This is a genomic window from Lysobacter humi (ex Lee et al. 2017), assembly GCF_054781815.1.
This window is the reverse complement of record NZ_BAAGTR010000014.1, coordinates 1-26,023: the sequence shown is the minus strand read 5'-3', so window position 1 is coordinate 26,023 and position 26,023 is coordinate 1. Positions and strand designations below refer to the sequence as shown.

Annotated in this window: 27 protein-coding genes; all 27 read right to left on the bottom strand. The window is 61.5% G+C overall.

The window, feature by feature from the left end; genetic code table 11:
* Positions 1-625 precede the first annotated feature (625 nt).
* The 27 genes from ACYVJJ_RS14855 to ACYVJJ_RS14725 all read right to left on the bottom strand — a co-directional run bounded on the left by ACYVJJ_RS14855 (position 626) and on the right by ACYVJJ_RS14725 (position 25,861).
* Positions 626-1,150 (bottom strand): hypothetical protein, encoded by a 525-nt coding sequence (locus tag ACYVJJ_RS14855; protein ID WP_460834781.1) that lies wholly within the window; start codon positions 1,148-1,150, stop codon positions 626-628.
* A gap of 69 nt (positions 1,151-1,219) precedes the next feature.
* On the bottom strand, positions 1,220-1,483 hold the full coding sequence (locus ACYVJJ_RS14850; RefSeq protein WP_460834779.1) for a hypothetical protein: 264 nt from the start codon (positions 1,481-1,483) through the stop codon (positions 1,220-1,222).
* Between the two features lie 74 nt (positions 1,484-1,557).
* Complete coding sequence (locus ACYVJJ_RS14845; protein ID WP_460834778.1) at positions 1,558-1,986, bottom strand: hypothetical protein; 429 nt, start codon at positions 1,984-1,986, stop codon at positions 1,558-1,560.
* Between the two features lie 507 nt (positions 1,987-2,493).
* Positions 2,494-2,808, bottom strand: a complete 315-nt coding sequence (locus tag ACYVJJ_RS14840) for a hypothetical protein (protein WP_460834776.1) — start codon at positions 2,806-2,808, stop codon at positions 2,494-2,496.
* A gap of 1,842 nt (positions 2,809-4,650) precedes the next feature.
* Positions 4,651-4,926, bottom strand: coding sequence for a hypothetical protein (locus tag ACYVJJ_RS14835; RefSeq protein WP_460834774.1), 276 nt, complete (start codon positions 4,924-4,926; stop codon positions 4,651-4,653).
* A gap of 1,481 nt (positions 4,927-6,407) precedes the next feature.
* The gene (locus tag ACYVJJ_RS14830) at positions 6,408-6,959 is read right to left on the bottom strand and encodes a demethoxyubiquinone hydroxylase family protein (protein WP_460834772.1); all 552 of its coding nucleotides are present in this window, start codon (positions 6,957-6,959) and stop codon (positions 6,408-6,410) included.
* 904 nt (positions 6,960-7,863) lie between these two features.
* Positions 7,864-8,199 (bottom strand): hypothetical protein, encoded by a 336-nt coding sequence (locus ACYVJJ_RS14825; protein ID WP_460834770.1) that lies wholly within the window; start codon positions 8,197-8,199, stop codon positions 7,864-7,866.
* Between the two features lie 751 nt (positions 8,200-8,950).
* Positions 8,951-9,154 carry a zinc ribbon domain-containing protein gene (locus ACYVJJ_RS14820; protein WP_460834769.1) on the bottom strand — a complete coding sequence of 68 codons (204 nt, stop codon included), beginning with the start codon at positions 9,152-9,154 and terminating at the stop codon, positions 8,951-8,953.
* Positions 9,155-10,298: 1,144 nt separating this feature from the next.
* Positions 10,299-10,769: a hypothetical protein gene (locus tag ACYVJJ_RS14815; RefSeq protein WP_460834767.1), complete on the bottom strand. Its 471-nt coding sequence runs from the start codon at positions 10,767-10,769 to the stop codon at positions 10,299-10,301.
* Between the two features lie 488 nt (positions 10,770-11,257).
* Entirely contained in the window at positions 11,258-11,650 is a 393-nt protein-coding gene (locus tag ACYVJJ_RS14810) for a hypothetical protein (RefSeq protein WP_460834765.1), read from the bottom strand.
* Between the two features lie 743 nt (positions 11,651-12,393).
* Entirely contained in the window at positions 12,394-12,759 is a 366-nt protein-coding gene (locus ACYVJJ_RS14805) for a hypothetical protein (protein WP_460834764.1), read from the bottom strand.
* Between the two features lie 119 nt (positions 12,760-12,878).
* On the bottom strand, positions 12,879-13,205 hold the full coding sequence (locus ACYVJJ_RS14800) for a hypothetical protein (protein WP_460834762.1): 327 nt from the start codon (positions 13,203-13,205) through the stop codon (positions 12,879-12,881).
* A gap of 1,691 nt (positions 13,206-14,896) precedes the next feature.
* Positions 14,897-15,337, bottom strand: a complete 441-nt coding sequence (locus tag ACYVJJ_RS14795) for a glycosyl-4,4'-diaponeurosporenoate acyltransferase CrtO family protein (protein WP_460834760.1) — start codon at positions 15,335-15,337, stop codon at positions 14,897-14,899.
* 730 nt (positions 15,338-16,067) lie between these two features.
* The gene (locus tag ACYVJJ_RS14790; RefSeq protein ID WP_460834758.1) at positions 16,068-16,589 is read right to left on the bottom strand and encodes a hypothetical protein; all 522 of its coding nucleotides are present in this window, start codon (positions 16,587-16,589) and stop codon (positions 16,068-16,070) included.
* A gap of 58 nt (positions 16,590-16,647) precedes the next feature.
* Positions 16,648-16,989, bottom strand: a complete 342-nt coding sequence (locus ACYVJJ_RS14785) for a hypothetical protein (RefSeq protein WP_460834756.1) — start codon at positions 16,987-16,989, stop codon at positions 16,648-16,650.
* Positions 16,990-17,451: 462 nt separating this feature from the next.
* The gene (locus tag ACYVJJ_RS14780) at positions 17,452-17,934 is read right to left on the bottom strand and encodes a hypothetical protein (protein WP_460834755.1); all 483 of its coding nucleotides are present in this window, start codon (positions 17,932-17,934) and stop codon (positions 17,452-17,454) included.
* An 864-nt stretch (positions 17,935-18,798) separates the two neighbouring features.
* Positions 18,799-19,191, bottom strand: coding sequence for a hypothetical protein (locus ACYVJJ_RS14775; RefSeq protein ID WP_460834753.1), 393 nt, complete (start codon positions 19,189-19,191; stop codon positions 18,799-18,801).
* Positions 19,192-19,260: 69 nt separating this feature from the next.
* A complete protein-coding gene (locus tag ACYVJJ_RS14770; protein ID WP_460834751.1) occupies positions 19,261-19,665 on the bottom strand; it encodes a hypothetical protein in 405 nt (134 codons plus the stop codon).
* Between the two features lie 57 nt (positions 19,666-19,722).
* On the bottom strand, positions 19,723-20,022 hold the full coding sequence (locus ACYVJJ_RS14765; protein WP_460834750.1) for a hypothetical protein: 300 nt from the start codon (positions 20,020-20,022) through the stop codon (positions 19,723-19,725).
* 57 nt (positions 20,023-20,079) lie between these two features.
* Entirely contained in the window at positions 20,080-20,394 is a 315-nt protein-coding gene (locus ACYVJJ_RS14760; RefSeq protein WP_460834748.1) for a hypothetical protein, read from the bottom strand.
* 466 nt (positions 20,395-20,860) lie between these two features.
* Positions 20,861-21,325: a hypothetical protein gene (locus tag ACYVJJ_RS14755; RefSeq protein ID WP_460834747.1), complete on the bottom strand. Its 465-nt coding sequence runs from the start codon at positions 21,323-21,325 to the stop codon at positions 20,861-20,863.
* A 93-nt stretch (positions 21,326-21,418) separates the two neighbouring features.
* Positions 21,419-21,718 (bottom strand): hypothetical protein, encoded by a 300-nt coding sequence (locus ACYVJJ_RS14750; protein WP_460834745.1) that lies wholly within the window; start codon positions 21,716-21,718, stop codon positions 21,419-21,421.
* A gap of 66 nt (positions 21,719-21,784) precedes the next feature.
* Positions 21,785-22,174: an MAPEG family protein gene (locus tag ACYVJJ_RS14745; RefSeq protein ID WP_460834783.1), complete on the bottom strand. Its 390-nt coding sequence runs from the start codon at positions 22,172-22,174 to the stop codon at positions 21,785-21,787.
* 92 nt (positions 22,175-22,266) lie between these two features.
* Complete coding sequence (locus ACYVJJ_RS14740) at positions 22,267-22,578, bottom strand: hypothetical protein (protein WP_460834744.1); 312 nt, start codon at positions 22,576-22,578, stop codon at positions 22,267-22,269.
* A gap of 2,027 nt (positions 22,579-24,605) precedes the next feature.
* On the bottom strand, positions 24,606-25,025 hold the full coding sequence (locus ACYVJJ_RS14735) for a hypothetical protein (protein ID WP_460834742.1): 420 nt from the start codon (positions 25,023-25,025) through the stop codon (positions 24,606-24,608).
* Positions 25,026-25,099: 74 nt separating this feature from the next.
* Positions 25,100-25,390 carry a hypothetical protein gene (locus ACYVJJ_RS14730; protein ID WP_460834740.1) on the bottom strand — a complete coding sequence of 97 codons (291 nt, stop codon included), beginning with the start codon at positions 25,388-25,390 and terminating at the stop codon, positions 25,100-25,102.
* An 84-nt stretch (positions 25,391-25,474) separates the two neighbouring features.
* Positions 25,475-25,861 (bottom strand): VOC family protein, encoded by a 387-nt coding sequence (locus ACYVJJ_RS14725; protein ID WP_460834739.1) that lies wholly within the window; start codon positions 25,859-25,861, stop codon positions 25,475-25,477.
* Between the last annotated feature and the right edge of the window lie 162 nt (positions 25,862-26,023).

The following is a 26,023-nucleotide window of genomic DNA, read 5'->3' as shown; positions in this document are numbered from 1 at the left end:
CCAAGGTGCAGGTTTCGGTATCGACGAAAAACCAGCCACACACCGCAACCGGACGGCCATTCGACGCCCCCGGGTTTGCCAAGAGCGAGTCCAGGCTGGAGTAGCCGGTTGGGACGGTTGCGCAGCTCGCGATGAGCGCGACCGCAAATGCTGCGAGGTATTTCATGCGCACCTAACACCTGAGTTAAGCCGCGCCGCGAAGCGGCGTCGGCTTGGACGAATTGTTAGGTGCGCAGCGACTACGCACCAAGAAGTGGATTGTGCATGCAAGTGGCCCCGTGACTAGCCCGGCGAATACTGCAACTGCCACAAGGATATGCTGGGAAGACATAGTGGCGAGGCTCACCATTAGGGCGAGAAACGGCAGGGCGAGCAGGACGCCCAGCATGCTAGGCGCGAGCAGCAGCCAAACGACGACGTAAACCCGAGTGGAAACCGGGAACCGTGCGGCAGTTGCGAGAACCAGCCCTACCACGCCGAGTAAAGCGAGCGTGGCGAGGGCGGCAAATTCGCCACCGCCTAGAAGCCGATACGCCACTGCGACTCCAGCGCTCGCGGGAACTACGCCAAGCAACGAATAGATGATTCGGCGACGACGTTCTCTCATGCGCACCTAACACCTGAGTTAAGCCGCGCCGCGAAGCGGCGTCGGCTTGGACGAATTGTTAGGCCGCACACCGCGGCGCCACACCGCGTAGAAAACCAATGCGCCAACGAGCCCGTGGAGAGAAAAGTAGGCCACGCCTTCCCAGTAGCCGAGCCAGGCATACAGGGTGGGAGTACCGTTGACATAGGTTTCGACATACTTCCCGTGCCAGTTGTGGCCTGCTGAGTACCCCTCAAGCGGTCGTGGCCATGACAGCGCGGCGGGCAGCCCGCCGAGTAAAACCCCTGCGACGCCGAGCCACACCCAGCTGAGGCGGTTCAGCCGGCGAAGCATGAGGAAGATAGGAATGCCGAAGAGCAAAACCATTGCCGCTGCGACGGCCACAACCGCCACAAGCACGAAGCCAATGCCGTAGAGAGGACCTGAAGCGGCGAAGTAGTCCGGCAGAAGGCGCACGAGGAATACAAGCGGTTGCACTAACACAGCGGCCAGCGCCGCAAGCCAAATTCTTGTGGAGTTCACGGGCACCTCAGAACTTTCCATGCGGCCTAACACCTGAGTTAAGCCGCGCCGCGAAGCGGCGTCGGCTTGGACGAATTGTTAGGCCCCGGCCTAGTGACCTGCCCAGCCGAACAGCATAAAGAAGCGGAACACCGCATATAGAAGGACACTACCCAGCGAAAGTGCAGCGAACAAGAACAACAATGTGCGGTTCTCCGGGTCTTCAATTCCGCCGCTTGAACCGACCATGGTTGCGGCCATGAAGAAGATCAGGGGACCGAAGCCAAGCTTGCTTTCCTGCGATATCAGCCCGAAAGCGACCGCGAGGATGAATGCCCAGCCGAAGACGAAGCAGGCAAGCGTGAACTTCACCATCGGCGGTCTCCCATTCCGGGGCCTAACACCTGAGTTAAGGCGCGCCGCGAAGCGGCGTCGGCTTGGACGAATTGTTAGGTGCCAAGCCCGGAACCCGACAGCTTATAAAGGAGGGGGACATCCTTGAGCGAGTGTTCAAGGAAGTTGGTGCGGCTGCACCAGGGAAGGACGTATGGCTCGGCGCCACGCAGATAAAGCACCATGAGCCGCCCGTGCGCCACCTTGTAATGGGTGCATGTGGGGCAATTGAGAGTGGTGCGAGTTGTGAAGTCACGGCCGTAGCGGTGCGGCCCCTTCCAGGCCTCATGAACCCGCCAGAGGATGGTCTGGCGGTACTTGCCGGGCTCTCGCGGGTGAGGCACGACCGAGACACCGCGCACCTGCGCTGCGACCACAACTTTTGACGCCCGGAGGTCTTGTGCCACTGACGGCATGAGACATGAGCTGGCCAATGCCGGGGCAGCTGTGAGGAACAATGCGACCAGTGCGATGTACTTGCCCATGGCACCTAACACCTGAGTTAAGCCGCGCCGCGAAGCGGCGTCGGCTTGGACGAATTGTTAGGCGGCAGCGACACGGCCGCGCCTGCGACCTGCAAGGCTAGCAGCCGTTACGGCATACAGCAGTGCCAACGGCAGCAAGAGCAGCGCCCGAAGGGGCCAGCCTATGCCCAGCAGCGAGTTCTCGATGCGCTGCGCTTCGGCCCGGGCCGAGACAGGCACTTTCGCTAGACGTTCGGACTCGGACATACCCAGCGGGTCAAAGCCCAGTTGGGCGAGACGGAACTCCCCATACACATGCGGCCACAGCGCCCAGGCGACAGCGAACAGGCCCGCAACAATTACCGAGCCGACAAGGGCTCTTCGACCTGACGTGCGACGTCCGAGGAGCACGGGGCCCGCAAGCGCTGCAGCCACCAGGGAGGCTCTTACGAGCGAATCGAACGTTTCCATGCCGCCTAACACTTGAGTTAAGCCGCGCCGCGAAGCGGCGTCGGCTTGGACGAATTGTTAGCCGTACGTGCCGGCTGCTTGCAAGTACCAGAGTCCAGCGCCTACGGCCACAACCGCAGGTGTAACGACCATCATTACAAGCCTCGCCTTCATCTCACTGTTCAGTTCATGCCATTTGGCGAAGGCTGGCGCAAAGATGAGTGGAACTGCGGCCAGCCATGGGAGGAAGACCAGCAGCTTCTCGTGATTCGGTAATGCATCGTAGTTGTCGATGTTCAAAAAGGCGACTGCAATGCCGACGCAGAGCAGAAGAACGCCGAACGAGAAAAGGAGTATCAAAAGCGGATGAGTTCGCATGAGGACGGCTAACACCTGAGTTAAGCCGCGCCGCGAAGCGGCGTCGGCTTGGACGAATTGTTAGAGATCACACGCCGAAAGACTGGCCGGACGGGACCCAAGAGCCGGAAGTGTGCCACGGCCGGCGCTGTGGCCGGCGCGACGCCGGAAGCTCAGGCGCTAGGCGAGCACAACCGCGGGCACTGACCGGTCCGGGAGAGGTAAGGGTTCCACCGCGGCCGAGAACGCTGCCGCCGGATGTGGCCGTAAGTTGCAAACGGCCAAGCCACCTAGTGAGCCGCCGAAACAGACGCAACACGTGTGAGCGCTAACACCTGAGTTAAGCCGCGCCGCGAAGCGGCGTCGGCTTGGACGAATTGTTAGGCGCCATCTCGCGCGCCCCGGCGAAAGATGTCCACTGTCCGGTAGGCCATATAGATATAGGGAAGACAGTAGCAGAGCCAGAATTCTTGGGTCTGCCCCGTGCGGCGGAAGTAGGCGAGCCAATACACCCAGAGCCAGAGCGAACACACTGCGAGGACAGCGGCCGCCCCGTATGCCAGCCCGACCGCAAGTACATGGTCGAACACAGAGTTAGCTACGACCAGGCAGCCGAGGAAGACAGCGAGCGCGATAGCGCAGGACGCGCCGAGCTTTCGGACAAGTGCCTCGTTAATCGGCATGGCGCCTAACACCTGAGTTAAGCCGCGCCGCGAAGCGGCGTCGGCTTGGACGAATTGTTTTGGGGGCAGCTTACGCCTTAGCCAAAGCGAGAACACGACACCCCACAGAAGTAGGAATAGGCCTAGCGACGCCTGCCACGCAGCGCTGCGGAAGTTTGCTTCCGCGAGGGCCGCGAGTTGAGTGTGCAGGGCGGTGCAAGCCTCCGCCAGCTTGAGTGAAGGCGGCTGACCTGTGGAGTTGCGCACGACATCCCAGCAACGGTGCCAAGCTGGTGTTCCGAGATGGTTAGCCGCAGCAAATAGGCGGGCGGCTTGCAGCAGTTGGACTAGGCCGACAATAACTACGGCCCCAAGGAACCAATGAGCGCCTCGCATTCTCTTCTGCCCCCTAACACCTGAGTTAAGCCGCGCCGCGAAGCGGCGTCGGCTTGGACGAATTGTTAGGCCTTTCAGCCACGCGGGTATCGGTTATAGACAACGAAGCAGAGCCAGACAAGGACGAGAACAGCCGTTCCGACCGCCGAGATCATTTCGCTTGTGACCATCCGCTTTGAGCGCTTGGAGCCATGTAGTGCAAGACTGAGCGGCACCAGCAATGCAATACCAGCTAGCAGCGTCACTACGTGCCAGACGGACAGATGGATCCAATAGCGGGCAAACGTGTCGAGCATGTTCTGAAGGCCTAACACCTGAGTTAAGCCGCGCCGCGAAGCGGCGTCGGCTTGGACGAATTGTTAGGCCCCGATCTGGGCGGCTGATTCCGCAGGTGCCGAACGGTGCGCCGGCGCCAAAACGGGAAAAACAGCAGGGCGGTTGTGGAGTACGTTCGCCATTCGCCCTGCTCGAGAGCTTCTAGGGTCCAGCTGTAGTCTCGCGTACCTCGCGATTTCACCAGAAGGCGCGACTCTCCGGATAGGCCAAACACGAAGCAGTCCGAAGCCGACTGCTCTTCCGCCAACTCGAAGTGCTGATGCCACGGGCCCAGCCACACCGTGTAGCCGGTCTCCTCGGCACATAACGTCACGTCGAACCCCGTGCGATCTGCGGCAGGCGCCGTGAGTGTCCGGCCGTCATCTTCCACCCGAAGGCGAGGGTGACCTGAGAGGAGTTCTCGCACGTTCTCGATGAGCTGCATATCGGGGCCTAACACCTGAGTTAAGCCGCGCCGCGAAGCGGTGTCTGCTTGGACGAATTGTTAGCTCTGCAGGCCGTAATACGCCGCGTACTGCCCGCCGAGCGTGAGGAGGCCGGACGCTATCATGGCGAGAATTAGCGCCAGTGTGGCCACAGCGCCACGCTTAAAGCCACGAGAGCGGAAAAAGTAGTACGGGAGCGCTAGTGCTGCCACAGCAATGACACTGACGTTTAGCCACGGCGTGCGCTTGTAGTTGCGTTCAGAGGTGTCGGTGCGATACCACCAAAAGATCATCAGCGCGAATGCGGGCAATAGCCAGAGATCCACGGGCGACATGTCGTGTCCGGGGTATAGGTACTGGCCCGCCGCGCCGGATGCGAATGACAGTGCCGCAAGAGCTGCGAGCGCTAGAACCTTCGGTCGCACGTTACTTTCCCCTGAGAGCTAACACCTGAGTTAAGCCGCGCCGCGAAGCGGCGTCGGCTTGGACGAATTGTTAGCCATTGCCAGCCCGCGAACGGCGACGTCGTTCCCGACGGTAACGGATGGTTTGCGCCGCTAGGCGGACCCAGATGGCGAGAGTGCCGACCCAGACGAGAAAGTACAGCCCGGTGAGGCCACGCACCAAGTACTCGGGCCAACCGGCAGCGCGAGCGCCAACCGTCAAAGCCATTGCGACCGCGGCGGCCAGCAAGCCATACATGAACGGCGCGACAGACGGTCTGTGGAGTGGCGGCGGCGACTCTTCCATGGCAAGGGCTAACACCTGAGATAAGCCGCGCCGCGAAGCGGCGTCGGCTTGGACGAATTGTTAGCGCTCACCTAATGCGGCTCCAGCAGCGCTTCGGCCCTAGCATAGTCTTCGCGTTCCAAGCAGGCCAGCCATGAAGCCACAACACCTTCGCCCAAGACAGCACGCGCAACATTCTGAAACGCCAGTGGGTGTTCGTGGCCGATAGCAGAGCGCATAAGCGAGACGGCCGGACGATCCTGACCGCGCTCGGATAGCTTGGTGATGAGCCCAGCGAGGGCGCGACGCATTTCAGGTGGGCCGAATTGAGGAGGCTCAAACTCTTCCGGCAGCTTGCCAGCCTTAACAAGCACACGAACGAACCGCCAGGTGAGCAGATCAACCGTGGCGGTGACAAATACGGAGTCTTCTCCGTACGCCTCCAAGAAGGCATCCGTAAGGTGGGGGCCAAAACCTTCTTCCGGGTCAACCGGGATAGTCCCCGGCGGGGCATTGCGGGGCGCTTCTTGCACGTTGCATTAATCTCGCTGTGACCGCTAACACCTGAGTTAAGCCGCGCCGCGAAGCGGCGTCGGCTTGGACGAATTGTTAGGCCGCCATCTCAAGCCCGCTAAGGCACTAAATGCTATGGCCATGACCAACTGTAGCGCCGCTGCCAGAAATACGATGCCATAGGACCAATTAAGGACCAGAGCCCCTAGAGCCGAGCACGCTGCGACATGCAGCGGGGATGCCAAGCAAAAGGTTGAGACGGACAGGGAGCCTCGGCGGTCTAGCCAGTACGCCACCGGCATGCCGAGACCAAGCCAAAGCAAGTACGCCAGGACAGGAATGAAAACGTACGTGAGTCCGTACATGAAGCCGCCCATGCGATCAAACGATCCCGAAACCCAAAGCGAGTAGATCGCGTCGCCACCTATGGCAACGATCGGGACTGTCAAAGGCGCGAGGCGAGCAGCTCTTTTCGCTCGTATCTGCTTGGCGTGGGAGTCACTGTCCATGGCGGCTTAACACCTGAGTTAAGCCGCGCCGCGAAGCGGCGTCGGCTTGGACGAATTGTTAGGCCTCATAGTCGCATGCCCATCCAGATCACCGCTTCTGTGCTAGACCGGACCACCGGGGTAAGGACGCGAGACCAGAAGCTGCCTGCCACCACTTGAGCCTGCGACCTGTCGTGATGTTCCTGCTCCTCCCGGACGATCGACTCGATCGCGGCGCAGGCGGCCGGATCACTGCCGGAAAGCTCAGCCAACTGTTCTTGAAGGTGTCTGAGCACGACGTTCTCTACCGCTACGGTAGTAGCTGCTATGGCACTACGCCCGAGGGCCCCGGTGATGAGGCCCAGAACCAGCCCACCTAGGCCACACAGCCAGTAGCTGCGGCAGCGGCGAGCCCCGCGACGGTGGAGCTCGGCGGCAAAGGTGGCGCGATGCTCCTGCTCATGGGTCTGGAAGTGGGCCAGCTCAGGAAGAATTGAGCGCGCTGTAAGCGCTGCCAGGATGCGCTGGCCGCGATAGATGTTTACGGCGCCATGCTCGCCTGCGTGGTTCACCCGAATGATCCGGCTGCCGAGATCACTTCCGTCGATTGCGAGAGTGCTTCCCGTGAGGCCTAACACCTGAGTTAAGCCGCGCCGCGAAGCGGCGTCGGCTTGGACGAATTGTTAGCGCCCAGCCGAGCAACAACGGAGCGCGAACGGTGGTTTCAGGTGGCGAGGATGCCACGGCAGAGCACTGACCGAGAACCCAGCCGCGAGCTTGGTCAGCTTGAGCGCGACGTGGCACGGCCGCCTGGGCGCGCTGCGCAGCAGGGCATAAAGCCGAAAGGGCGAGGGCAGGGAACTGCCCCAGCCGCCGAGGCCAGACCCGAGGCCGGGTGCCGTGCACGCGGGCCACTGAGATTTCTGGGACCGGAAAGCCACCCGAGCGTGCGCGGCACGCGGCATGAAGCCAGCTAGGCTGCCCGGGCACGACGCGACGATGCACGGCGACGCGCTTGCGGTGCCAATGACGCTGCTCGGAACGACTCGCTTGCGACGGGACTACCCCAAGACGCGGGCAACGACTCTGGGCGCTAACACCTGAGTTAAGCCGCGCCGCGAAGCGGCGTCGGCTTGGACGAATTGTTAGGCCTCGAGCTCGCGAACCAACCACTCACATACTTCGAAGACCTGTGGCTTAGCCCATTCTCGTGCAGCATGGATCTCCGGCTCCAGTACGGCAAGGGCGTTCGGCGCCCAGTGCGCTCGTACCTCTCCGAGTGGAAGGTGATCAACTTGGCTTGACACGGCAGCTAGCGTGCAGGCAGCCGGTGCAGCCGCATTAATGCCGCCTGCTCAATCAGAGATGCAAGCCTATGTGCCGATTCGACCGGGCAAACATCCCCGGAAAGCACCCGACCGGCAAGCCGAGCCGCTTCTTTCCGAGCGGCTATGACGTGTTCCGAGTGCGTGAACTCTGCCATTCGAGGCCTAACACCTGAGTTAAGCCGCGCCGCGAAGCGGCGTCGGCTTGGACGAATTGTTAGGCAACGCTCTGCTGCCTGACGGTCGCCGGCTCTGGTAAGGGTACAGCTCCTTCACCGACGAGCTCGAGGCCGACGATCTCCTGTTCCGAGGCCCACACGATCACATCGATATCCTGTGTGCCAGCGGTGGCCCGAGCATCGGCGACGATACTCCCGGTGGACGCGGCGCCTGCAGGGCCAAACCAGACCGTGGCGCAGCCGCATTCGCAGCCGGCAGTCACCCGAAGGTTGGGCACAGAGGCCACGATTTCAGGCGTGCATGCCGCCGTCGGCGCCGCCGCCAGTGCCGCCTTGATCACTGCTGCCTCTTGAGGATGGATCGAGCGCGACATAGCTACCTGCGTTGCCTAACACCTGAGTTAAGCCGCGCCGCGAAGCGGCGTCGGCTTGGACGAATTGTTAGGCCTTGGCGCGCCTAGCTGCCGGCAGCCCAACTCCACAGCGCCCACGTAAGTGTTGCGATTGTACTAACGGAGACCAGGTACGACGCTGCAACCCGGAAGCGGGGCGGACCAAAGCCAACGCAAATATTCCGGCCGAAGACGACAAACCCGAGGGCGAACACGGTGCCTGTGACCAAATGGCCGCCTGTGATTGGAAGGTCCGGTCGGGCAAGAAGTGCGTAAAGCACGCCAGTGAGCGCCACATACACTACCCAGCCGAGCGCGAACCGGCGAGCGGAGACTTTCATCTCTTGCAGTAGCGGAGAAGCTCCTTCCAAGGCCTAACACCTGAGTTAAGCCGCGCCGCGAAGCGGCGTCGGCTTGGACGAATTGTTAGAGATCACACGCCGAAAGACTGGCCGGACCGGATCCCCAAGAGCCGGAAGTGTGCCACGGCCGGCGCCATGGCCGGCGCGACGCCGGAAGCTCAGGCGCTAGGGGAGCACGACCGCGGGCACTGACCGATCCGGGAGAGGCGAGGGCTCCACCGCGGCCGAGAACCCTGCCGCCGGATGTGGCCGTGAGCTGCGAACGGCCACGCCATCTAGTGAGCCGCCGAAACAGACGCACACGTGTGAGCGCTAACACCTGAGTTAAGTCGCGCCGCGAAGCGGCGTCGGCTTGGACGAATTGTTAGGCCTCAGCCCACGAGCAGATCGACAACCTGACTGCCGATTGAGAGGTCTGCACGATAGAACTCCGTATATCCGCAAGCCCGGCACGCGATGTACTTGAACTTTTCGCTGGAGATCTCGAAGGCGGACGAGAAAGCTCCCCCGGCAGCACGGAGCTCGCCGGCCACGTGCAGGTGATGATCGCACTTGGGGCACCGAAACTGGCTCATGGCCCGTACCGCCTCAGACTGTTCGTATGCACGAAAGTACCGGTCCGCCTCGGCCCCGCTCGCATTGTCCGGGCAGCCGCAAGCAGGACAGGCCTGTGAACCCGCAGGTGCCACGTTCTCACATGCTGGGCAACGCCATGAGTAACTTGCCATGAGGCCTAACACCTGAGTTAAGCCGCGCCGCGAAGCGGCGTCGGCTTGGACGAATTGTTAGGCCCCGCCTTCGCGACGGCGCCTGAGTAGGGAGCCGATAGTAACCCCCACGGCGAACGCAACAAACGTGACTGCCCAGCCGACGACAGATAGCACGACAGGCTCTGCGGGAGTGGGGATGTAATGCTGCAGCACTGAATTGGCCGCCCACCCCAGTGCCCACTCAAAGCAGATGGCGAGAAGCGCGTGGGTGACGACGAGACCTGCCTGCCGGTACGCAAGTAACGTGAACACAGTTGCCTGGGCGACGAAGGAGAGCATGAAGTCAACTAGCAGAGACCCGGGCGGTGTGAGCGCGCCGACTGCGACGCCAGCGACGAAAAGGGCAAGTCCGTAGCCGACGACAGCAAGCACGCGGATCCGTCGGGCGGGTTTGGCCCCCACCGGAACGCTAGATGGGGCGCGATATGGATTCGGGTTGTCCATGCTGCCCCGTGCGGGGCCTAACACCTGAGTTAAGCCGCGCCGCGAAGCGGCGTCGGCTTGGACGAATTGTTAGGCCTACGGGCTGCGCAACACCGCGCAGTAGTCGTAGACCCGATACGTGATGACGGTGCCACCAGAGACTTCCCCTTGCATTTCCGGGTTGACGACGCAAAAGCCTCGCTCTGGAGAGAGGAGGCCTATGTAGTTTTGATCCGGCCGCCAGCCCCGCTCAATGCTGAAGTAGCCCCGATCCGCGTACCGGAAGGACGGCGACTGCTTGCGATAGGCGAAGGAGCCGTCGGCGTTCGCAGGCTCTGCGCGAACCAGCCAGCCTTCGGCAGGAAGCTCGCGACTAGACCGAAGCTCAGCGACCAACTTGCCCGGCTCCTGACCTGACCAGGCGTGACCGGCCCAACTCGGGGCACGAGCCGACATGCAGCCAGTGAGAGCGAGGGCGAGAGCGCTGACGAGCGAGGGAAGCTTCACCGGAGGCCTAACACCTGAGTTAAGCCGCGCCGCGAAGCGGCGTCGGCTTGGACGAATTGTTAGCGCCCAACGCCGCCAACCCCCAGCCGACTAGCGCTGCCAAGGCACCCCGGATGGTGGGGCCGGGATCGACAAGTTCATGGAGGGGCGCACTAAACAGAACGACTGAAAGAAGGATGTCGAGCACCTGTACGGCGAGAAATGCCACCACAACATGGAGCCACTTTCGGGACGTCACCGGGGCCGCGAGACGCCAGTAAAAGAAGGCCGCGACTGCACCGATCGCGACCCGCCTGAGTAGGCGGGAGTTTTCTACTGCCTCCTCAATTGTTGCACCGAAGAGCTCCCAGCGCGCAAAGGCAAGCCCGCTAACGAAGCCAAGCATGTTGGCCGCAAGGATTATGAAGACGGCATATAGCAAGGTGCGGCGCCAGCGGAAGCCTTGCAGCTCGCTCGGTGTGCTTTCTGTTGGAGCGCGATATGGGTTCATCTGGGCGCTAACACCTGAGTTAAGCCGCGCCGCGAAGCGGCGTCGGCTTGGACGAATTGTTAGGCGGCATTTGCGAACCGCCACGTGGTGAATGCCCAGCCGGCCAGCGCCATGGCAACTACAACTGCCACTAGGCGGGCACCGGCGAATGAGCGCCTGAGCGCGCGAAACGATGGGAAGCCTAGAGCGGCAGCGACCAGCAGAATAATTGGAGCAGTGACTAGGAACCACTCTCCGCGGCGATCGTTGGCAAATGACGTGATGCCGTAGGCGGCCATCGTAGAGCTGCCGGCGACGCCAAGCAGGTAACCCGACACGACCAGACAGCCCCACAGGGCGACGGTTTTGAGCGAGCGCTTAGGTCTCACCATGCCGCCTAACACCTGAGTTAAGCCGCGCCGCGAAGCGGCGTCGGCTTGGACGAATTGTTAGGGGGCAGGCTTCGTACTTGGCGCCGCAGCCAGACGCTCATGGCAAGCGCAAAAACCTTAATGCCAAAAAATGACTGGAGTATCCGCCTGGCCCAGCGAATAGCTAAAAGTGCTCCCAAGCATGAAGTTAGCGTTGAACTTGAGCGGATCAATCTGCACGCCCGCGGTGAGGTGAAACCCGCAGGCAAAGAAGTAGCCGAGCACCGGACTAGTGAGGGCGGGAATCTGCACCAGCCAAAACCTAAGGTTTGAGCGCTCGGCACCCGGGTGACCCTCAAGCGCCTTGACGCCGCACCAGATGCCCCAGCCATAAAGCAGCGCAAAGACGAGAGAGAACATCCGCTCAAGAGGATTTCGCTGGTTGGCCACGATGGACAGAACGGCGGCGATTCCGACCGCTCCGCCGCCAACACCCAACAGTCCTACTAACCGGCGCTTCCAAAGTTGCATCCTGCCCCCTAACACCGGAATTAACCCGCGCCGCGAAGCGGCGTCGGGTTGAATGACTAGTTAGCGATCACACGCCGAGAAGCCTGCCGGACATGGACCGCGCGAGTCCGGAGTTTGCCACGGCGTGTGCTATGTCCGCTGCGGCGCCGGAATTGCAGGCGCCGGGCGGGGGACACCGCGGGCACTGACCGATCCGGAGGGCGAGGCGGACCACCGCGGGCCATAACCTCGCCGCCTGATGCAGCCGCGAGCTACGAACGAATGAGCTGCCTAGGGAGCCGCTAGAGCAACTGCAACCCGTGTGAGCGCTAACACCTGAGTTAAGCCGCGCCGCGAAGCGGCGTCGGCTTGGACGAATTGTTAGGCCGCTACAGCAGAGGCCTGAGAGGAGGGCCCAGCCTACCGTATCGCCGCGCCAGCACAACGCCGACCGGAGCTCCTAGGGCGTACCCGCCGAACACGGCCGGAAGCACGGCTTCATAGTTGCCGCCCGCGCGACAGACCAGACCCGCGACGAGCATTAGTAGGATGCTGGGGAGAACGCACAGCAACAGGGTTTTGCGGCTCAGCATATTCGCGGCGCCGCATCCACCGCAGAAGTGCTTCTCCGGGAAGCTGGTCGGAACCAGATCCCACGCAGCTATACGAATTGGGCAACCACACGACACGCACTCGAAACTGTTCATGCGGCCTAACACCTGAGTTAAGCCGCGCCGCGAAGCGGCGTCGGCTTGGACGAATTGTTAGGCCCCGGCCTCAGGGAACATCCCCGGCCAGCCTTCTCGGGGCCGCTCGACATGGATGAATTGTGCCTTGTCCGGCCGGAAGCAGCGACCCGAGAGATTGGAAAAGTCCCCGGAGCCGCGAGGATGCTCGACAGAGCGGACGACCTCTTTGCCACGGGCGAACACCAGAAGCGTGATGCTGTCACTCGTCTTGATAGAGGACTTGCTTTCAAGCGGCCAAGCAAAGCCGAGAGTGCTCTGCGCAGCCTCGTCATCTGAGTACGGACCAAGTATGCAGACGCGGTCCCAGCGGCTCGGCACTGCTCGCCTAAGGTCAACAGTCCTGTTCGCCTCAAACTGCTTGCGAATGGCGGTGGACTCCACGGGCGATCCGCACCCCGTCAGTGCCAGGACTAGGTAAACGCAGAGGCCTATCTGCTTCATGAGGGGCCTAACACCTGAGTTAAGCCGCGCCGCGAAGCGGCGTCGGCTTGGACGAATTGTTAGGCCTGCCCACCGTGATTCTCTCGGGCAAACCAGGCGTGTACGTGCATGACTGCCTGCTCCAGCACCGAGGGTAACCCTACCACCGGCTCGTGCCAATCCATGCGCATCGGCTCGTCATTGCGACTTTCGACGTCTGCGGCATGCACTGCTACGAAGCCGTCTTTCGGCGGGTCGATCCAGATCTGAGCGCACTCTTGAGCTGAGCCCAGATAAACGTTCCTGAAGGTGCCAGCATGCCCTTCGACGTGCGTATACAGCGCAAGCGAATGGCGCTCGACCCACTGAGCGATGACGCTATCAATCTCTTGATACTCGCTAGCCATGGCTTCGCCTTGGGAGGTCTAACACCTGAGTTAAGCCGCGCCGCGAAGCGGCGTCGGCTTGGACGAATTGTTAGCGATCAGCACGCCGAGAACCTGACCGGACATGGACCACATGAGCCTGGATTCTGCCATGGCCAGTGAAGCTTCCGCCGGAACGCCGGAACCGCATGCGCCAGCGAAGAGATTCCGCGGGCATTGACCGGTCTGGAGAGCGGGGTGGACCACCGCGGGCGAGGAGCCGGCCGCCGAATGCCGCCGCGAGTGACGAAATACCAATTGATCTAGTGAGCCGCTACAACAGCTTCAACCCGTGTGAGCGCTAACACCTGAGTTAAGCCGCGCCGCGAAGCGGCGTCGGCTTGGACGAATTGTTAGGCCTATACCAGCTAGCCGACGGTGGCAGAAACATGAGCACGAGAGCACCGACCTGAAACATGGCCTGCGTGACTAGTATCGCCTGGAGCGGCAGCAGCGAAGTACCGCCAATGGCTGCAGGAAAGAACGCGATATTGGTAGCCAAGAGAATGGAAACTAACCAGCGAGCCCAGTTCATTCGTGAAAGAACGGCGGCGACAAGCAGCGCGGTAATGCCCGACAGAAGCACGACCGCAAGAATTGTGGCTGCGCCCGAGGTTAACGCCGGTACAAAGAAGAATTTACACAAGCCGACGAGGACACTGCAGGCGACGAACCCCGCTGCAAGCCTGACGGGCGAGGGGCGACATGCCGAATTGCGTGATTCGTTGCTCTTTGTCTGTGGTGCCGAGTATGGATTCTGTTGCATATAGGCCTAACACCTGAGTTAAGCCGCGCCACGAAGTGGCGTCGGCTTGGACGAATTGTTAGCGCCCATTATCCGACACCACCAGCTCGACCGGCTCACCTTGCTCGCCGGTGGGCCGATATGGAGTGATGCGAACCACGGCCTCGAATGGCTCTTGGTCCGAGTGCGTACCATCGAGCCAAGGAAAGGTAAATAGCAACTGGCCTTGATACTCGATGCCGCGGCTCGGCGGCGCATCAATCGCGAGGGGCTCCCCTGTGGCACGAAGGGTCTGGAATGAATAGAGCAGCCTCCGAGCTGTACGGCTGGCCGGTATGGCGAACGTAACCGCGCCCAGATCGCTGCATGAATCGTTCGGGTCCGCTCCATTGCCGCGCTTAATTCGTTGAACCGCAACGGGTGGCATGACAGGAGGCTTCGCCGGAACTGTGCGCTCTGAAGCTTGGAAGGGCACCGCAATTGGGGTGACCAAGCTGCACGCAGCCGCATTGTTGGTGGTGCCCGCGACAACTAACGCTACGACTGCGACAGCTCTGCCCATGGGCGCTAACACCTGAGTTAAGCCGCGCCGCGAAGCGGCGTCGGCTTGGACGAATTGTTAGGGCGCGCGCTGGCTAGACTCATTTGTCCGCTTTTCCGTACTCCGCGACTCCTCGCTCGTTCCGGACGCGTTCCTGATGAATAGCGGGTACAGGATTGCCGCGAGCATTAGGAAGGGTAGGCCAAGCCCAAAGAGCGCGCAAAGAATGCCGGTAAACATGCCTTGGGCATCGGGAAGTGCGCCTTCGGGAGACCCGAACACCAAGTATCCAATCCGCAGCACGAATGCGGCCGCTGCAAGGCCGGCCAACCACCAGCCCCAACCGACACGCCGCTGCTTCTTCGCCATAGCGCCCTAACACCTGAGTTAAGCCGCGCCGCGAAGCGGCGTCGGCTTGGACGAACTGTTAGGCCGCGTGCCCGCTGACAGCAAGCTGGCCATGCGAACCCGGTTGTAGCGCTGCAGCATGACCGGATAGATGTTCACGACGAGGTTAATGCCGGTGCAGGCCCAGAACTGGACGGGACTGACGAACAGCCCACCCACGACTGCCCAGGCCTGCAACAAGACGGCCGAGACGAGGTGCCCGAATTCCCACTTCTGGGACTGGTGCTGGAAGCGGTCGAGGGCAGCCTGCCGCCCACCGGATTCCAGTACCTTGATGTGCTTGATGCGGCGACGACGCGACACCAGATCACCACTGGTGGGAAGGTACTTCTTGAAGAGCCGGACACCCAGGAGCGGATAGAGCCGACCGGATTCAAACGGCCGCGGCGGGAAGTACCACGCCTTGAATCTCGCGATCACGGACCAGCCCTCCATAGCGGCCTAACACCTGAGTTAAGCCGCGCCGCGAAGCGGCGTCGGCTTGGACGAATTGTTAGAGATCACACGCCGAAGGACTTGCCGGCAAAGATCCCCGAGAGCTGGAAGTGTGCCACGGCCTGCGCGGCATCCGGCGCGACGCCGGAAGCTCAGGCGCCGGGGAAGTGCCACCGCGGGCACTGACCGATCTGGGCGGGGGAGGGCTCCACCGCGGCCGAAAACCCTGCCGCCGAACGTAGCCGTAAGACGCGAATGGCCAAGCGGCCTAGCGAGCCGCCGGGGCAGTCGCAACAAGTGTGAGCGCTAACACCTGAGTTAAGCCGCGCCGCGAAGCGGCGTCGGCTTGGACGAATTGTTAGGCCCTGCCCGACGAGTTGCGACCGCGGTATTTCACAACCGCCCCAACGCCGAATGCGAACGCTACGGCCAAGATGCAGGCGCCCACGACGTTGTTCCAGGAGAAGACCCCGGCGCCCACTAGTACGGACGAGGCGGCCAACAACATGAGCTGCTGCGCGGTAAGGTTCTTATAGTGCTCCATGGGCATTCCTCCCTGATCTGCGGCAGCGTACCAGCCCTGCGACGGGGGCGCTGAATCGCGGAAGCACGGCGTGAAGGCGGGCCGCCGCGGTGCATCAGCTGCAGGGCCTAACACCTGAGTTAAGCCGCGCCGCGAAGCGGCGTCGGCTTGGACGAATTGTTAGGCCGCGCACTACTTAGCCATAAGACGCTGCACACGACCGGTGTACTCCTTAAGTTCAACTTTCAGCGGTTCCGGGAGATACCGCAATGCTTTCACTGCGCCAAGCGCGTCTTTGCTGCCGAGCGCTGTCAGGTAACTGTGTCCGTGCTTTTGATGCTGCTCCGGCCACTGCCGGATTCGGAAAATCATGGCTTCCGAGAGCGCCTGGAGTTCATCAATCCGTGCGAAAAGCTCACGCTCGTCTTGCGCCTTCTTCGCACGTTCGAGACCTTCGTGCGTCGCACCCTGCGCTAGGATTATTCGGTCCATGACCGCTCTAACCTCGGGAGGAGGCAGACGCTTCTTCTTCCTCTCATGCAGTGCGGTGAAGAGTGCGCCCAAGCCCATGATGCCCGCGAACACAACGACAAAGGCGACCGTTGCGCCGAGGGGAGAGAACACACTGCCGGTCAGCTCGCCCCCCACAAGCCCGCCGACGACGGCCGAAGCCACCAAGACCAGGGCGAACTGCAATAGCGGCTTATCTTTCATAGCGGCCTAACACCTGAGTTAAGCCGCGCCGCGAAGCGGCGTCGGCTTGGACGAATTGTTAGGGGGCGATCTCAAGAGACGCGCCTTCGATGTAGAGCATTTCTTCAGAACCTTGCTCAGGACAATCCTCCCCTTCGGGAGGCATCTTGCTGCCGCTGCACGGATCGTAAGCGGGGCGCACTTGGAGCCGACCCCGCGCGACAACGCGCTGACCGAGAAGTTGATCGCTCCCGAGATCCGGTAGGAAGACCTGATCCTCGCCCGCCTGCACGTAGAAGCCGTCCTTGCCTGGCCCCGATAGTTCGCCTGTTACCTCGACGATCTCCCCAGCTCGCTTGCCGATCGGCCCCCTGTCGGCCGCTTGGCAACCGAATGCGAGGACTGCGATGAGAAAAGTCATGAGTTGCCGAGTAATCACCCTAGCCCCCTAACACCTGAGTTAAGCCGCGCCGCGAAGCGGCGTCGGCTTGGACGAATTGTTAGGCAGCATAAGACGGATCTACAAGCTCAGCTACGTTGACGAAAAATCTGCTGGAGCCAGTATCCGATTCGACGCCCCATGGGGCCGTATCAATCTCTGCGATTGCCCGGCCGTCGAGCTGAGTAAGGATTTGGTGGACCCGACAGGCGATTTTTGATTCAGATGGCAAGGTTAGTGTTGCCGCTGAGACCACTGACGCCTTCTCGACGAAGCGGTGATTCGCCCCATCCGCGCCGGAAATGAAGAACTCAACCCAACCTGGGAAGGCATCATCAACTAGCTTTGTGACATGGATGCGGACGTGCTGCATATGCTGCCTAACACCTGAGTTAAGCCGCGCCGCGAAGCGGCGTCGGCTTGGACGAATTGTTAGGCATGGCTCTAGTAGTCTTCACGAACTTCTTCCAGCACGCCGAACCATGGGCTTTTATTGCGCCGTGTTCCGTCAGGGGCGAGGCCATGCAAGTGAAAGCGCCCGACAACTCGCACTTGGAGGGGCGACCAAGGCTCGAGCTTATCTCTTCTCGCCACGATCGCCGGCACGGCGGGCCCTGTGAGACGCAGCGCGCCATAGAGCGCGCTCGTTTCCAAGGCGTCCTTTGTCAGGAATAGGCCAGCAGCTTCCCCATCAGGAGCCGAGACCGCCCAGCCCGAAAGCAGGACAAGTTGCCCGTTATAGATTTCGGGGTTCGCGAGAAGTTGAGTGCCGGTGGTAGCACAGTAGTGCCTATCTGCACGGTTACCTACGAAGCTGCAGGCGCCAGGCGGCGCCCATCCCTTCTCGAGCGGAGCCGATGCTTCCTGTTTCTGACACGCGGCAAGCGCCAGAAAGGCGACTGCGCTTGCGGAGATGCGTCCAGCCATGCCTAACACCTGAGTTAAGCCGCGCCGCGAAGCGGCGTCGGCTTGGACGAATTGTTAGCGATCAGCACGCCGAGGAACTGGCCGGATGCCGACCGCATGAGCTGTGAGTTTGCCACGGCTCGCGCGCTGTCGGCTGCGACGCCGGAACAACATGCGCTAGCGAGGCAGTTCCGCGGGCACTGAGCGCTCTGGGTACGGGATGCATCACCGCGGCCGAGATGCCGGACACCAAATGCAGCCACGAGCGGCGAAACCGTGAGCCGCCTAGTGAGCCGCTACAAGAGTTGCAACCAGTGTGAGCGCTAACACCTGAGTTAAGCCGCGCCGCGAAGCGGCGTCGGCTTGGACGAATTGTTAGGGCGCAGGCTTCGTACCCCTTCTTTCGCAGCCCTGAACCTTGCCCTTAATTCTTCGGTATTGGGCACCTGCGAAGTTCCCCGCGCAATGGGAGCAGTGCATTCCTGCCACGAGATTTCCGTTTGGGAGACGGTGAACCCTAAGCAGCGGGTTTGCTTCATTGGGGATGTGCTCGGGCCAATCGGTGCTTCCCGGAATCTCAAGCGCAATGTTGCTGTCACCTGCGAGCGCCCACGAACCGTGCTGGGCCTTGGACGCTGATGGGCTTTTGAGCCTGCAGAAATCTCCATTGGGCTCGAACACCAACACTTCGCCTTGGGCGACGCTGAATCCGCTCGCCTCGATCCAGGTGCCATGCAGAAGGGCTTCGGAAACCGGCTGCCAAGAAGATCGCGGCGGGGTTGCGCAGCCTGCGACCGTAAGAACCATACATGCGGCAAACAGTCTCATGCGCCCTAACACCTGAGTTAAGCCGCGCCGCGAAGCGGCGTCGGCTTGGACGAATTGTTAGGGCGCACTTTGCCACAACTCGATCCAGTCCGACTCTGAAACAGCCGATTTGCTAACTACACGAAGGCAACCAATAGGGGAACCTGATATGCCGCAAAGGAGGACGTTGAAGTGATGCACTCCGCCACCATCGATAGTGATCCAATGGCCCCATTGGCTATTCGCCTTCGGAATATTGGCGAGCAATTCTTCCACGCCACAGGCCAGCTGCAGCGCGTGTTGGCCAGAGCGCTGACGAAGAAGATCTAAACGAACCCGGTATACACGCTCCAGTTCGCGGAAGGAGATGCTGTCGCGACCGAATGACACGCGCCATCCCTCCCGAATGGCTTGAGCAGCCTCGCGGGCGGCCTTCAGCGGAGAACGATCCAGATGCGCGAGAAGGTCCATGTGCGCCCTAACACCTGAGTTAAGCCGCGCCGCGAAGCGGCGTCGGCTTGGACGAATTGTTAGCCGTTACTACGATACCCATTCCGATACACCAACGACCTGCCACTCGCCGTTCACCTTGCTTAGGTAGTAGTGCTCCCCGCTTCCGCAGAGAGATCCACAGATCTCTCCTACCATCACGTCGAGTTGAGCTTTGGCTCGAATATCAGCGTCTGATGGCGGTGCGATCATGAGTAGTGGACGGCGCGTATCGAAGCGAACGATCTCGTAGACGCTGTTAAAGCGCCCCCTGCGAATAGTACGCAAAACACTGAGGAGTTCGTCGTTCGTGAGCGCAACCCTGACTCGCTTGTCGGTGTTATTGACCGGATCGGGCACGCTTAGCGAGGAAGTAGGTACGTATGGAGCAAAGATAGCCAGCGCGGCGACCGCGGCCATGGCGATGATGTACTGCTTAGCGTGGGAAGCGCTCATGGAGGCTAACACCTGAGTTAAGCCGCGCCGCGAAGCGGCGTCGGCTTGGACGAATTGTTAGGCCTCATGCCCGCGGTTTACGAAAAGCGTATACACGAGGGACACCGGCCACAGGAAGACACAGGCTAGGAGCCAAGGCCAACTCCCGGCGCGGCTGGCCCGGACTGCACCGAGAAGCACGTTGGCGATCAAGACCAGCGGAACAAGCAAGGTGAGCGCCTTTTCACCGAAATACATTTCCTCACTGCTCAGACCGCCATCGGCCATGCGTGGCTGGCCGGAGATGGCGAGTAGGTACGCGACAGCAACCACTAGCGCCAGGAGGGCAAGCTTCGGGATGCGGTTGGAATGAAACATGAGGCCTAACACCTGAGTTAAGCCGCGCCGCGAAGCGGCGTCGGCTTGGACGAATTGTTAGGCCGCGAACCCGCTAAACACCGCCAGGACGAGCGCGACCGTTAGAGCAAGTGTTCCGTAGTGCACCGCATAAAGCCAGCGCAGTATCCGGACTGATGGGGCGACAGAAGTTGGCGGCTGTTCGAGGAAAAGCACGCGTGCGCGAATAGGAAGCCGCCGAAAGACGAGTTGATCCGCATAGTGGCGGAAGACGTGAGCAGCGTACTCCGGCTCTGCAGCACGAATCTCGGCCCCCAATGCAGACGACGTGACGAGCGCGATGAAGCCCGACAGGACTGCAGCAAGCATCGCGCCGATCAACAATGCATCCATAGCGGCCTAACACCTGAGTTAAGCCGCGCCGCGAAGCGGCGTCGGCTTGGACGAATTGTTAGGCCGTAGCCTGAAGCGAGCGGAACGGCGATGCAACTGGGCCGGCGAGGGTTCGGGACTTTGCCATCACCTCAGCGGGGCGCGGGTTGCGGCGGCCGGCGCTGCTGTTCCCGAAGAGGTGTGGCGCCGCCTTCCGCGACCGTGTGAACCTGCCGAAGCCCGGGCAATCGTGCGGCTTCAGACGATTGCGGCCGAAGCTGCGAGAAGTGGAGCAGGGCAGCCCACTGCTGGCGGCGCCTTTGATGCCGTTTGGGATCAGCTTTTGACCTGCCGCGCAGCTGGGTAAGGCGAGATGCTTCGCGTTCGACGAAGCCAGCCAAGAACCACACCGCGGCCTAACACCTGAGTTAAGCCGCGCCGCGAAGCGGCGTCGGCTTGGACGAATTGTTAGGCGGCAACCAGTGCTTCATGCCAGCGGGGCCGCCGTGACCCACGGAACAATGGTTTCGAACTCTAACTGGACGAGCGGTTGGCCTTCAAAGGGTTCCGGAACTTGAGACAGGCGCGACGTGAATCCGATGCTTGTCATGCCAGGGAAAGGTTCTGGATCAAGGCTGTGGGTGTCCTGGCCGGTCTGCTGCCACGCATCCCGGCCGCTATCGAGGTGCCCGACGACATGAAACCACCCCTGCGTTGGCATGGGTTCGCCGCTGGCGCCGTAGTGGCAGAGCTCCGCTGGCTTGCTGGGCTCAACGCCGAGCTGCCTGAGCAAATGGCGGAAGGGCGCAGAGAAAGCGAGTTCACCGGCCGCACGGAAGTTGACGCAATCTGTGCATTCGCACGAGATGCCAACTGTCTTTGCGTACAGCTCGCGAGTCAGGTTCGGATCAAACCGGATGCTCCACCGACCAACTTGCATCGAACTTTCCATTGCCGCCTAACACCTGAGTTAAGCCGCGCCGCGAAGCGGCGTCGGCTTGGACGAATTGTTAGGCCCACTGCGAGACCGGTGCAGAGGCCCAACTTAGGCGGAGACGATAACCCAACGGACGCAGACGACCACCAAGGTTGCCAAGCCCATCAGGGCAGCCACCGCGGGTACCGCTAGGAAGATGCGGCCAGCACTTGAGCGGCGCTTGAAGAATCGAGCGCCAAGGACTGAATCGCCAGCCCACTCGAGGAACATCCAAGCGGGCAAACCAACAACGACAAGCAGGATCCACCCGAGCAGCGATTTCGGCACGGCCGGGTAGTAGATAAAGAGGAAGATACCGACCAGAAAGGCTGCGATGCTGCCGGCGGTGAGCACTGCACGAACTTTCATAGCTGGAAGTGGGCCTAACACCTGAGTTAAGCCGCGCCGCGAAGCGGCGTCGGCTTGGACGAATTGTTAGGCCACTGGGCCGGACGCAGCCCGAGCGACTACTAAGAGCCAGAGCCCGAGTACGGCTAGGAAGTTCAGCGTGAACACGATACCTCTGAGCCGGACGTTTCGGGTGGCGATCTGGACGGCGCTATGCAAGATGCGCCCACCTACAAAGACCCAAGCCAGTCCGACTGCAGCCCGATCCGGCTCAGCATGTACGAGCAAGATGACACAGGCCACATAGAAGAGAACGGGCCATTCGAACTGATTCGATAGGTTCGCGCTGATGCGTGACTCAACTCCAGCGAATGGATTTGAGCCATCCGAGCCACGGCCAACGCCCCAAACGGCCGGTGCCCGAGTAATGGTGAGAAGCACGTACAAGAAGCCTGCGAGAGCAACGTGGGCCGCCATGGCCAGAATCAGCGCTTGCGACATAGTTCCATCCAGTGGCCTAACACCTGAGTTAAGCCGCGCCACGAAGTGGCGTCGGCTTGGACGAATTGTTAGGCCGCGGCCGCGACCCACCCGAGCAGCTTACGCGCAAGACCACTGAGAACAAACGCAAGGCCAAGTGAGAGAACCAACAGCAGCGCTTTGGCCAGCGAGGCCTCGCGTGAGCCGCGCGGAAAGGCCAACGGCCCGTAAGCCAGGGTTGCGAAGAACGCAACGAGCGCGGCGACAAAGCCCGCCCCAGCTAGTAGCAGCAGCACCTCATGCTGTTCCGGCGCCATCCCGTACCGGAAAAGCACAACGAACCAGACAGGTACCGCGCACAGAGCCAGCACCCGAAGAACTCGCACGTGCCTGTTGATCATCTGCGCGGCCTAACACCTGAGTTAAGCCGCGCCGCGAAGCGGCGTCGGCTTGGACGAATTGTTAGGCCACAGACTGCGCCTGGTGCCTGACTAGAAGCAAGACCGTCACGGCCACGAATAGCCAGAGATATGCTGCTTCACCTGCGACGTGCCAGCGAACAGCGCGACGGAGCGCAGGCGGCAGTGCGAGAACTGCCGGCGACCGAGACAAGCTCCGCGCTCGGCGAAAAGCCCACAGAACGTTTGCGCCGCCCTTGTTGAAGCACAGCGCCGCGTGCGCTTCCGGGCTGGCCGCGTAAACACGATGCTCCAGCCGGAACCCCCCAGATGGTGAAAGGAATGCCGGTGACAACCGCGAGACCGATCAAAGCTTCCAGCAGCACGGCTCGAGGACCCTCATCTGTGGCCTAACACCTGAGTTAAGCCGCGCCGCGAAGCGGCGTCGGCTTGGACGAATTGTTAGGCGGCTGACCGACCAGACTTGGCCACCGCGCTATACCGCGAGTAGCAATAGATGGCATGGCATAGGAAACCGGCCCCGATTGCGATTACGAGAACGCCGAGGTAAGGCTCAGCGAGAGCAAGGAGCGGCTTCAACCATGGATCACTCCACCGATCGTACTCCGGCACACTGATCCATCCAAACCGTTCGTTGAAGTACGCGAAAAAGGCGCCTAGGCCCATAACGAGCGAGTACACGCCCCTGCGCCCAAATCGGTCTAGCTCTTCTGCGAGTGCGGAGTTCGTCGCCATAGCCGCCTAACACCTGAGTTAAGCCGCGCCGCGAAGCGGCGTCGGCTTGGACGAATTGTTAGGCGATACCCGGCAGCGCTCGTAGCGCTGGTACCCGCCGCCGTTGACGCCTACACCAATGGTGTCCGGATCGATGAGCTGGTAGGCCGAGTCACCAACTAGAGGCGTGTTGGGACGGTACGTGCCCGGCTCGAAGCAGCCGCCAGGCCCGCAGAATGAAACCGAGTAACTGCCTGCGCCAGCGGGCGCGATGACCAAGCCAAAGCCCTCATCGCAGTGTCCCTCATCCGCCCAGAACCCCGAGTACGGATGGCTTTCGGTCGGTGCCGGGCTGGGTGGCTGACTAGGGGCGGATTGCTCCGCCTGACCTGCGCTGCAGGCCGGCAGTAGCAACGCGGTCAGGAAAAGGGACTTCCAACTAGCCACGCAACCTCCTGTAGCGCCTAACACCTGAGTTAAGCCGCGCCGCGAAGCGGCGTCGGCTTGGACGAATTGTTAGGTGCCAAGCTACGGAGACACCCAATGCGCTTTGTGCAGCACGCGCCCAGTGGGGTCAAGTTCCACCGACCATGCTTCGAAGCCCTGGGGCATGAGGCGGCTTTCCCACCAGAGGCGTTCGCGGCAAGGCGCCGCACATGGCCCATTTGCGTAGGCAATAAAGCCTGGCCAGTTCGGCTCGGCGTGATCGGGCTGCCCCAAATGTTTGAGTGCCTGCGCTCGGTCTTGCCCCGTAGCGACTAGTTCGAACGCCGACGCCCTAGCTCGGTCCTCGCGAACCGCCCATGCGGCCCATGCAGCTATCGCCAGCACGCCAATTGTGACTATGCCTGCGATGCGCTTTCCCATGGCACCTAACACCTGAGTTAAGCCGCGCCGCGAAGCGGCGTCGGCTTGGACGAATTGTTAGGCAGCATAAGACGGATCTACAAGCTCAGCTACGTTGACGAAAAATCTGCTGGAGCCAGTATCCGATTCGACGCCCCATGGGGCCGTATCAATCTCTGCGATTGCCCGGCCGTCGAGCTGAGTAAGGATTTGGTGGACCCGACAGGCGATTTTTGATTCAGATGGCAAGGTTAGTGTTGCCGCTGAGACCACTGACGCCTTCTCGACGAAGCGGTGATTCGCCCCATCCGCGCCGGAAATGAAGAACTCAACCCAACCTGGGAAGGCATCATCAACTAGCTTTGTGACATGGATGCGGACGTGCTGCATATGCTGCCTAACACCTGAGTTAAGCCGCGCCGCGAAGCGGCGTCGGCTTGGACGAATTGTTAGCCCGCTGACCGGTGACGCAGCCAGCCGCGGACCGCGAGGGCCAGCATACCGGCGATGAGCAGGGCGCCGAACCCGAAGGCCGACCGACACGTGGTTTCCGATACTGCCGAGACCAATGCCCCCGTGCTCGGGATGCGGCTGACACATTGGCGCGGGCCCGGACCCAACGCGATCCACAGCCCGACAAGCAACATGCCGCCGAGAACCGCACAGGCCAGCCCATCCGCGAGCATGTGGCGGCCGTATGCGCGCGCCAAGGCAAGGGTTCCGGCGAGCGCCAGGATCGCCGCGGCAAGGTAGGCGAGCCAAGCCGGTGCCTTGAGCCCCTCGGGTTGAAAAGCGACGAGAGCCGAGAACAGAGCCGCGAGTACCAGCAGCGCCGCTCCCGCCGACTTCAGTTGCGAGGGTGTCTCCATCAGAGGGCTAACACCCGAGTTAAGCCGCGCCGCGAAGCGGCGTCGGCTTGGACGAATTGTTAGGCGGCGGCCCGTTAATGGACCGAGCCCTTCGACAGAGGACCATCCGGGTACGTGTGGACCACGAGCACGATGCCGTCTACGAGCGCCTGCTCAAAGTACTCCAAGCCTTCCGGAGTGTCCGTTAGGTCCGCCCGGGTCAGCCAGAATTGGTCTTCAATCTCCTGAGGCTCCCAGCCAGCATCTCGAATCTCTTGCAACGCGAGCTCTCGAGCCGCTTCCTCGGAAATCTCCAGTGTGTAGACGTTGATCGTAGCTCCGCCGTACTCGGCCAGATCCGACCGATCTGGGAACGGTACTGCCATGACCATGACCACCTGGACTCTTTCCACGCCGCCTAACACCTGAGTTAAGCCGCGCCGCGAAGCGGCGTCGGCTTGGACGAATTGTTAGGGCGCACTCTCGCGCACCTGGAAAACGTTGCCTTCGGGATCCATGGCGTTGGACACGGTGAACCCAGGACCGGACCAGCGCTCGGGAAAGATCTCACCGCCTAAGGACGCGACGAGATCTGCTGCCTCGGCAATGCTTGAGACCGAGTGAAAGAACTTTATGGCCGACTCTTCCCGGCGCTGCGGCGGCACCGTGATCTCGATGTGCCGGGCAATGGGTTCCGGAATCGCGTGGACTACCAGCTGGAGATGCGGAGAGGCTAAGACGACATGCTCGGAAGACACATGAAGCTGCCGCATGCCCAGCACGCGCTCATAGAACCGTGCGAGACCAGCAAGATCTTTGGCGTAAACGAATACACCAGCGGGGGCGGGGCCTGACATGGATGTCTGTTCTCGCAAGTCTCGGGGAATTAGCTGTGCGCCCTAACACCTGAGTTAAGCCGCGCCGCGAAGCGGCGTCGGCTTGGACGAATTGTTAGGCGGTGGCCACTTGACCGTGCAAGCCTGGAGCAGTGCGCTTTCCCGGCGAATGTACGTGGATGT

Coding starts and splice junctions, on each gene's coding strand:
- ACYVJJ_RS14855 (WP_460834781.1), bottom strand. CDS start 1,150: ATGGAAAGTTCTGAGGTGCCCGTGAACTCCACAAGAATTTGGCTTGCG.
- ACYVJJ_RS14850 (WP_460834779.1), bottom strand. CDS start 1,483: ATGGTGAAGTTCACGCTTGCCTGCTTCGTCTTCGGCTGGGCATTCATC.
- ACYVJJ_RS14845 (WP_460834778.1), bottom strand. CDS start 1,986: ATGGGCAAGTACATCGCACTGGTCGCATTGTTCCTCACAGCTGCCCCG.
- ACYVJJ_RS14835 (WP_460834774.1), bottom strand. CDS start 4,926: ATGTCGCCCGTGGATCTCTGGCTATTGCCCGCATTCGCGCTGATGATC.
- ACYVJJ_RS14825 (WP_460834770.1), bottom strand. CDS start 8,199: ATGTCGCGCTCGATCCATCCTCAAGAGGCAGCAGTGATCAAGGCGGCA.
- ACYVJJ_RS14820 (WP_460834769.1), bottom strand. CDS start 9,154: ATGAGCCAGTTTCGGTGCCCCAAGTGCGATCATCACCTGCACGTGGCC.
- ACYVJJ_RS14815 (WP_460834767.1), bottom strand. CDS start 10,769: ATGAACCCATATCGCGCTCCAACAGAAAGCACACCGAGCGAGCTGCAA.
- ACYVJJ_RS14810 (WP_460834765.1), bottom strand. CDS start 11,650: ATGCAACTTTGGAAGCGCCGGTTAGTAGGACTGTTGGGTGTTGGCGGC.
- ACYVJJ_RS14800 (WP_460834762.1), bottom strand. CDS start 13,205: ATGGCTAGCGAGTATCAAGAGATTGATAGCGTCATCGCTCAGTGGGTC.
- ACYVJJ_RS14790 (WP_460834758.1), bottom strand. CDS start 16,589: ATGAAAGATAAGCCGCTATTGCAGTTCGCCCTGGTCTTGGTGGCTTCG.
- ACYVJJ_RS14785 (WP_460834756.1), bottom strand. CDS start 16,989: ATGACTTTTCTCATCGCAGTCCTCGCATTCGGTTGCCAAGCGGCCGAC.
- ACYVJJ_RS14780 (WP_460834755.1), bottom strand. CDS start 17,934: ATGGCTGGACGCATCTCCGCAAGCGCAGTCGCCTTTCTGGCGCTTGCC.
- ACYVJJ_RS14775 (WP_460834753.1), bottom strand. CDS start 19,191: ATGGACCTTCTCGCGCATCTGGATCGTTCTCCGCTGAAGGCCGCCCGC.
- ACYVJJ_RS14770 (WP_460834751.1), bottom strand. CDS start 19,665: ATGAGCGCTTCCCACGCTAAGCAGTACATCATCGCCATGGCCGCGGTC.
- ACYVJJ_RS14765 (WP_460834750.1), bottom strand. CDS start 20,022: ATGTTTCATTCCAACCGCATCCCGAAGCTTGCCCTCCTGGCGCTAGTG.
- ACYVJJ_RS14760 (WP_460834748.1), bottom strand. CDS start 20,394: ATGGATGCATTGTTGATCGGCGCGATGCTTGCTGCAGTCCTGTCGGGC.
- ACYVJJ_RS14755 (WP_460834747.1), bottom strand. CDS start 21,325: ATGGAAAGTTCGATGCAAGTTGGTCGGTGGAGCATCCGGTTTGATCCG.
- ACYVJJ_RS14750 (WP_460834745.1), bottom strand. CDS start 21,718: ATGAAAGTTCGTGCAGTGCTCACCGCCGGCAGCATCGCAGCCTTTCTG.
- ACYVJJ_RS14745 (WP_460834783.1), bottom strand. CDS start 22,174: ATGGCGGCCCACGTTGCTCTCGCAGGCTTCTTGTACGTGCTTCTCACC.
- ACYVJJ_RS14740 (WP_460834744.1), bottom strand. CDS start 22,578: ATGATCAACAGGCACGTGCGAGTTCTTCGGGTGCTGGCTCTGTGCGCG.
- ACYVJJ_RS14735 (WP_460834742.1), bottom strand. CDS start 25,025: ATGGAGACACCCTCGCAACTGAAGTCGGCGGGAGCGGCGCTGCTGGTA.
- ACYVJJ_RS14730 (WP_460834740.1), bottom strand. CDS start 25,390: ATGGCAGTACCGTTCCCAGATCGGTCGGATCTGGCCGAGTACGGCGGA.
- ACYVJJ_RS14725 (WP_460834739.1), bottom strand. CDS start 25,861: ATGTCAGGCCCCGCCCCCGCTGGTGTATTCGTTTACGCCAAAGATCTT.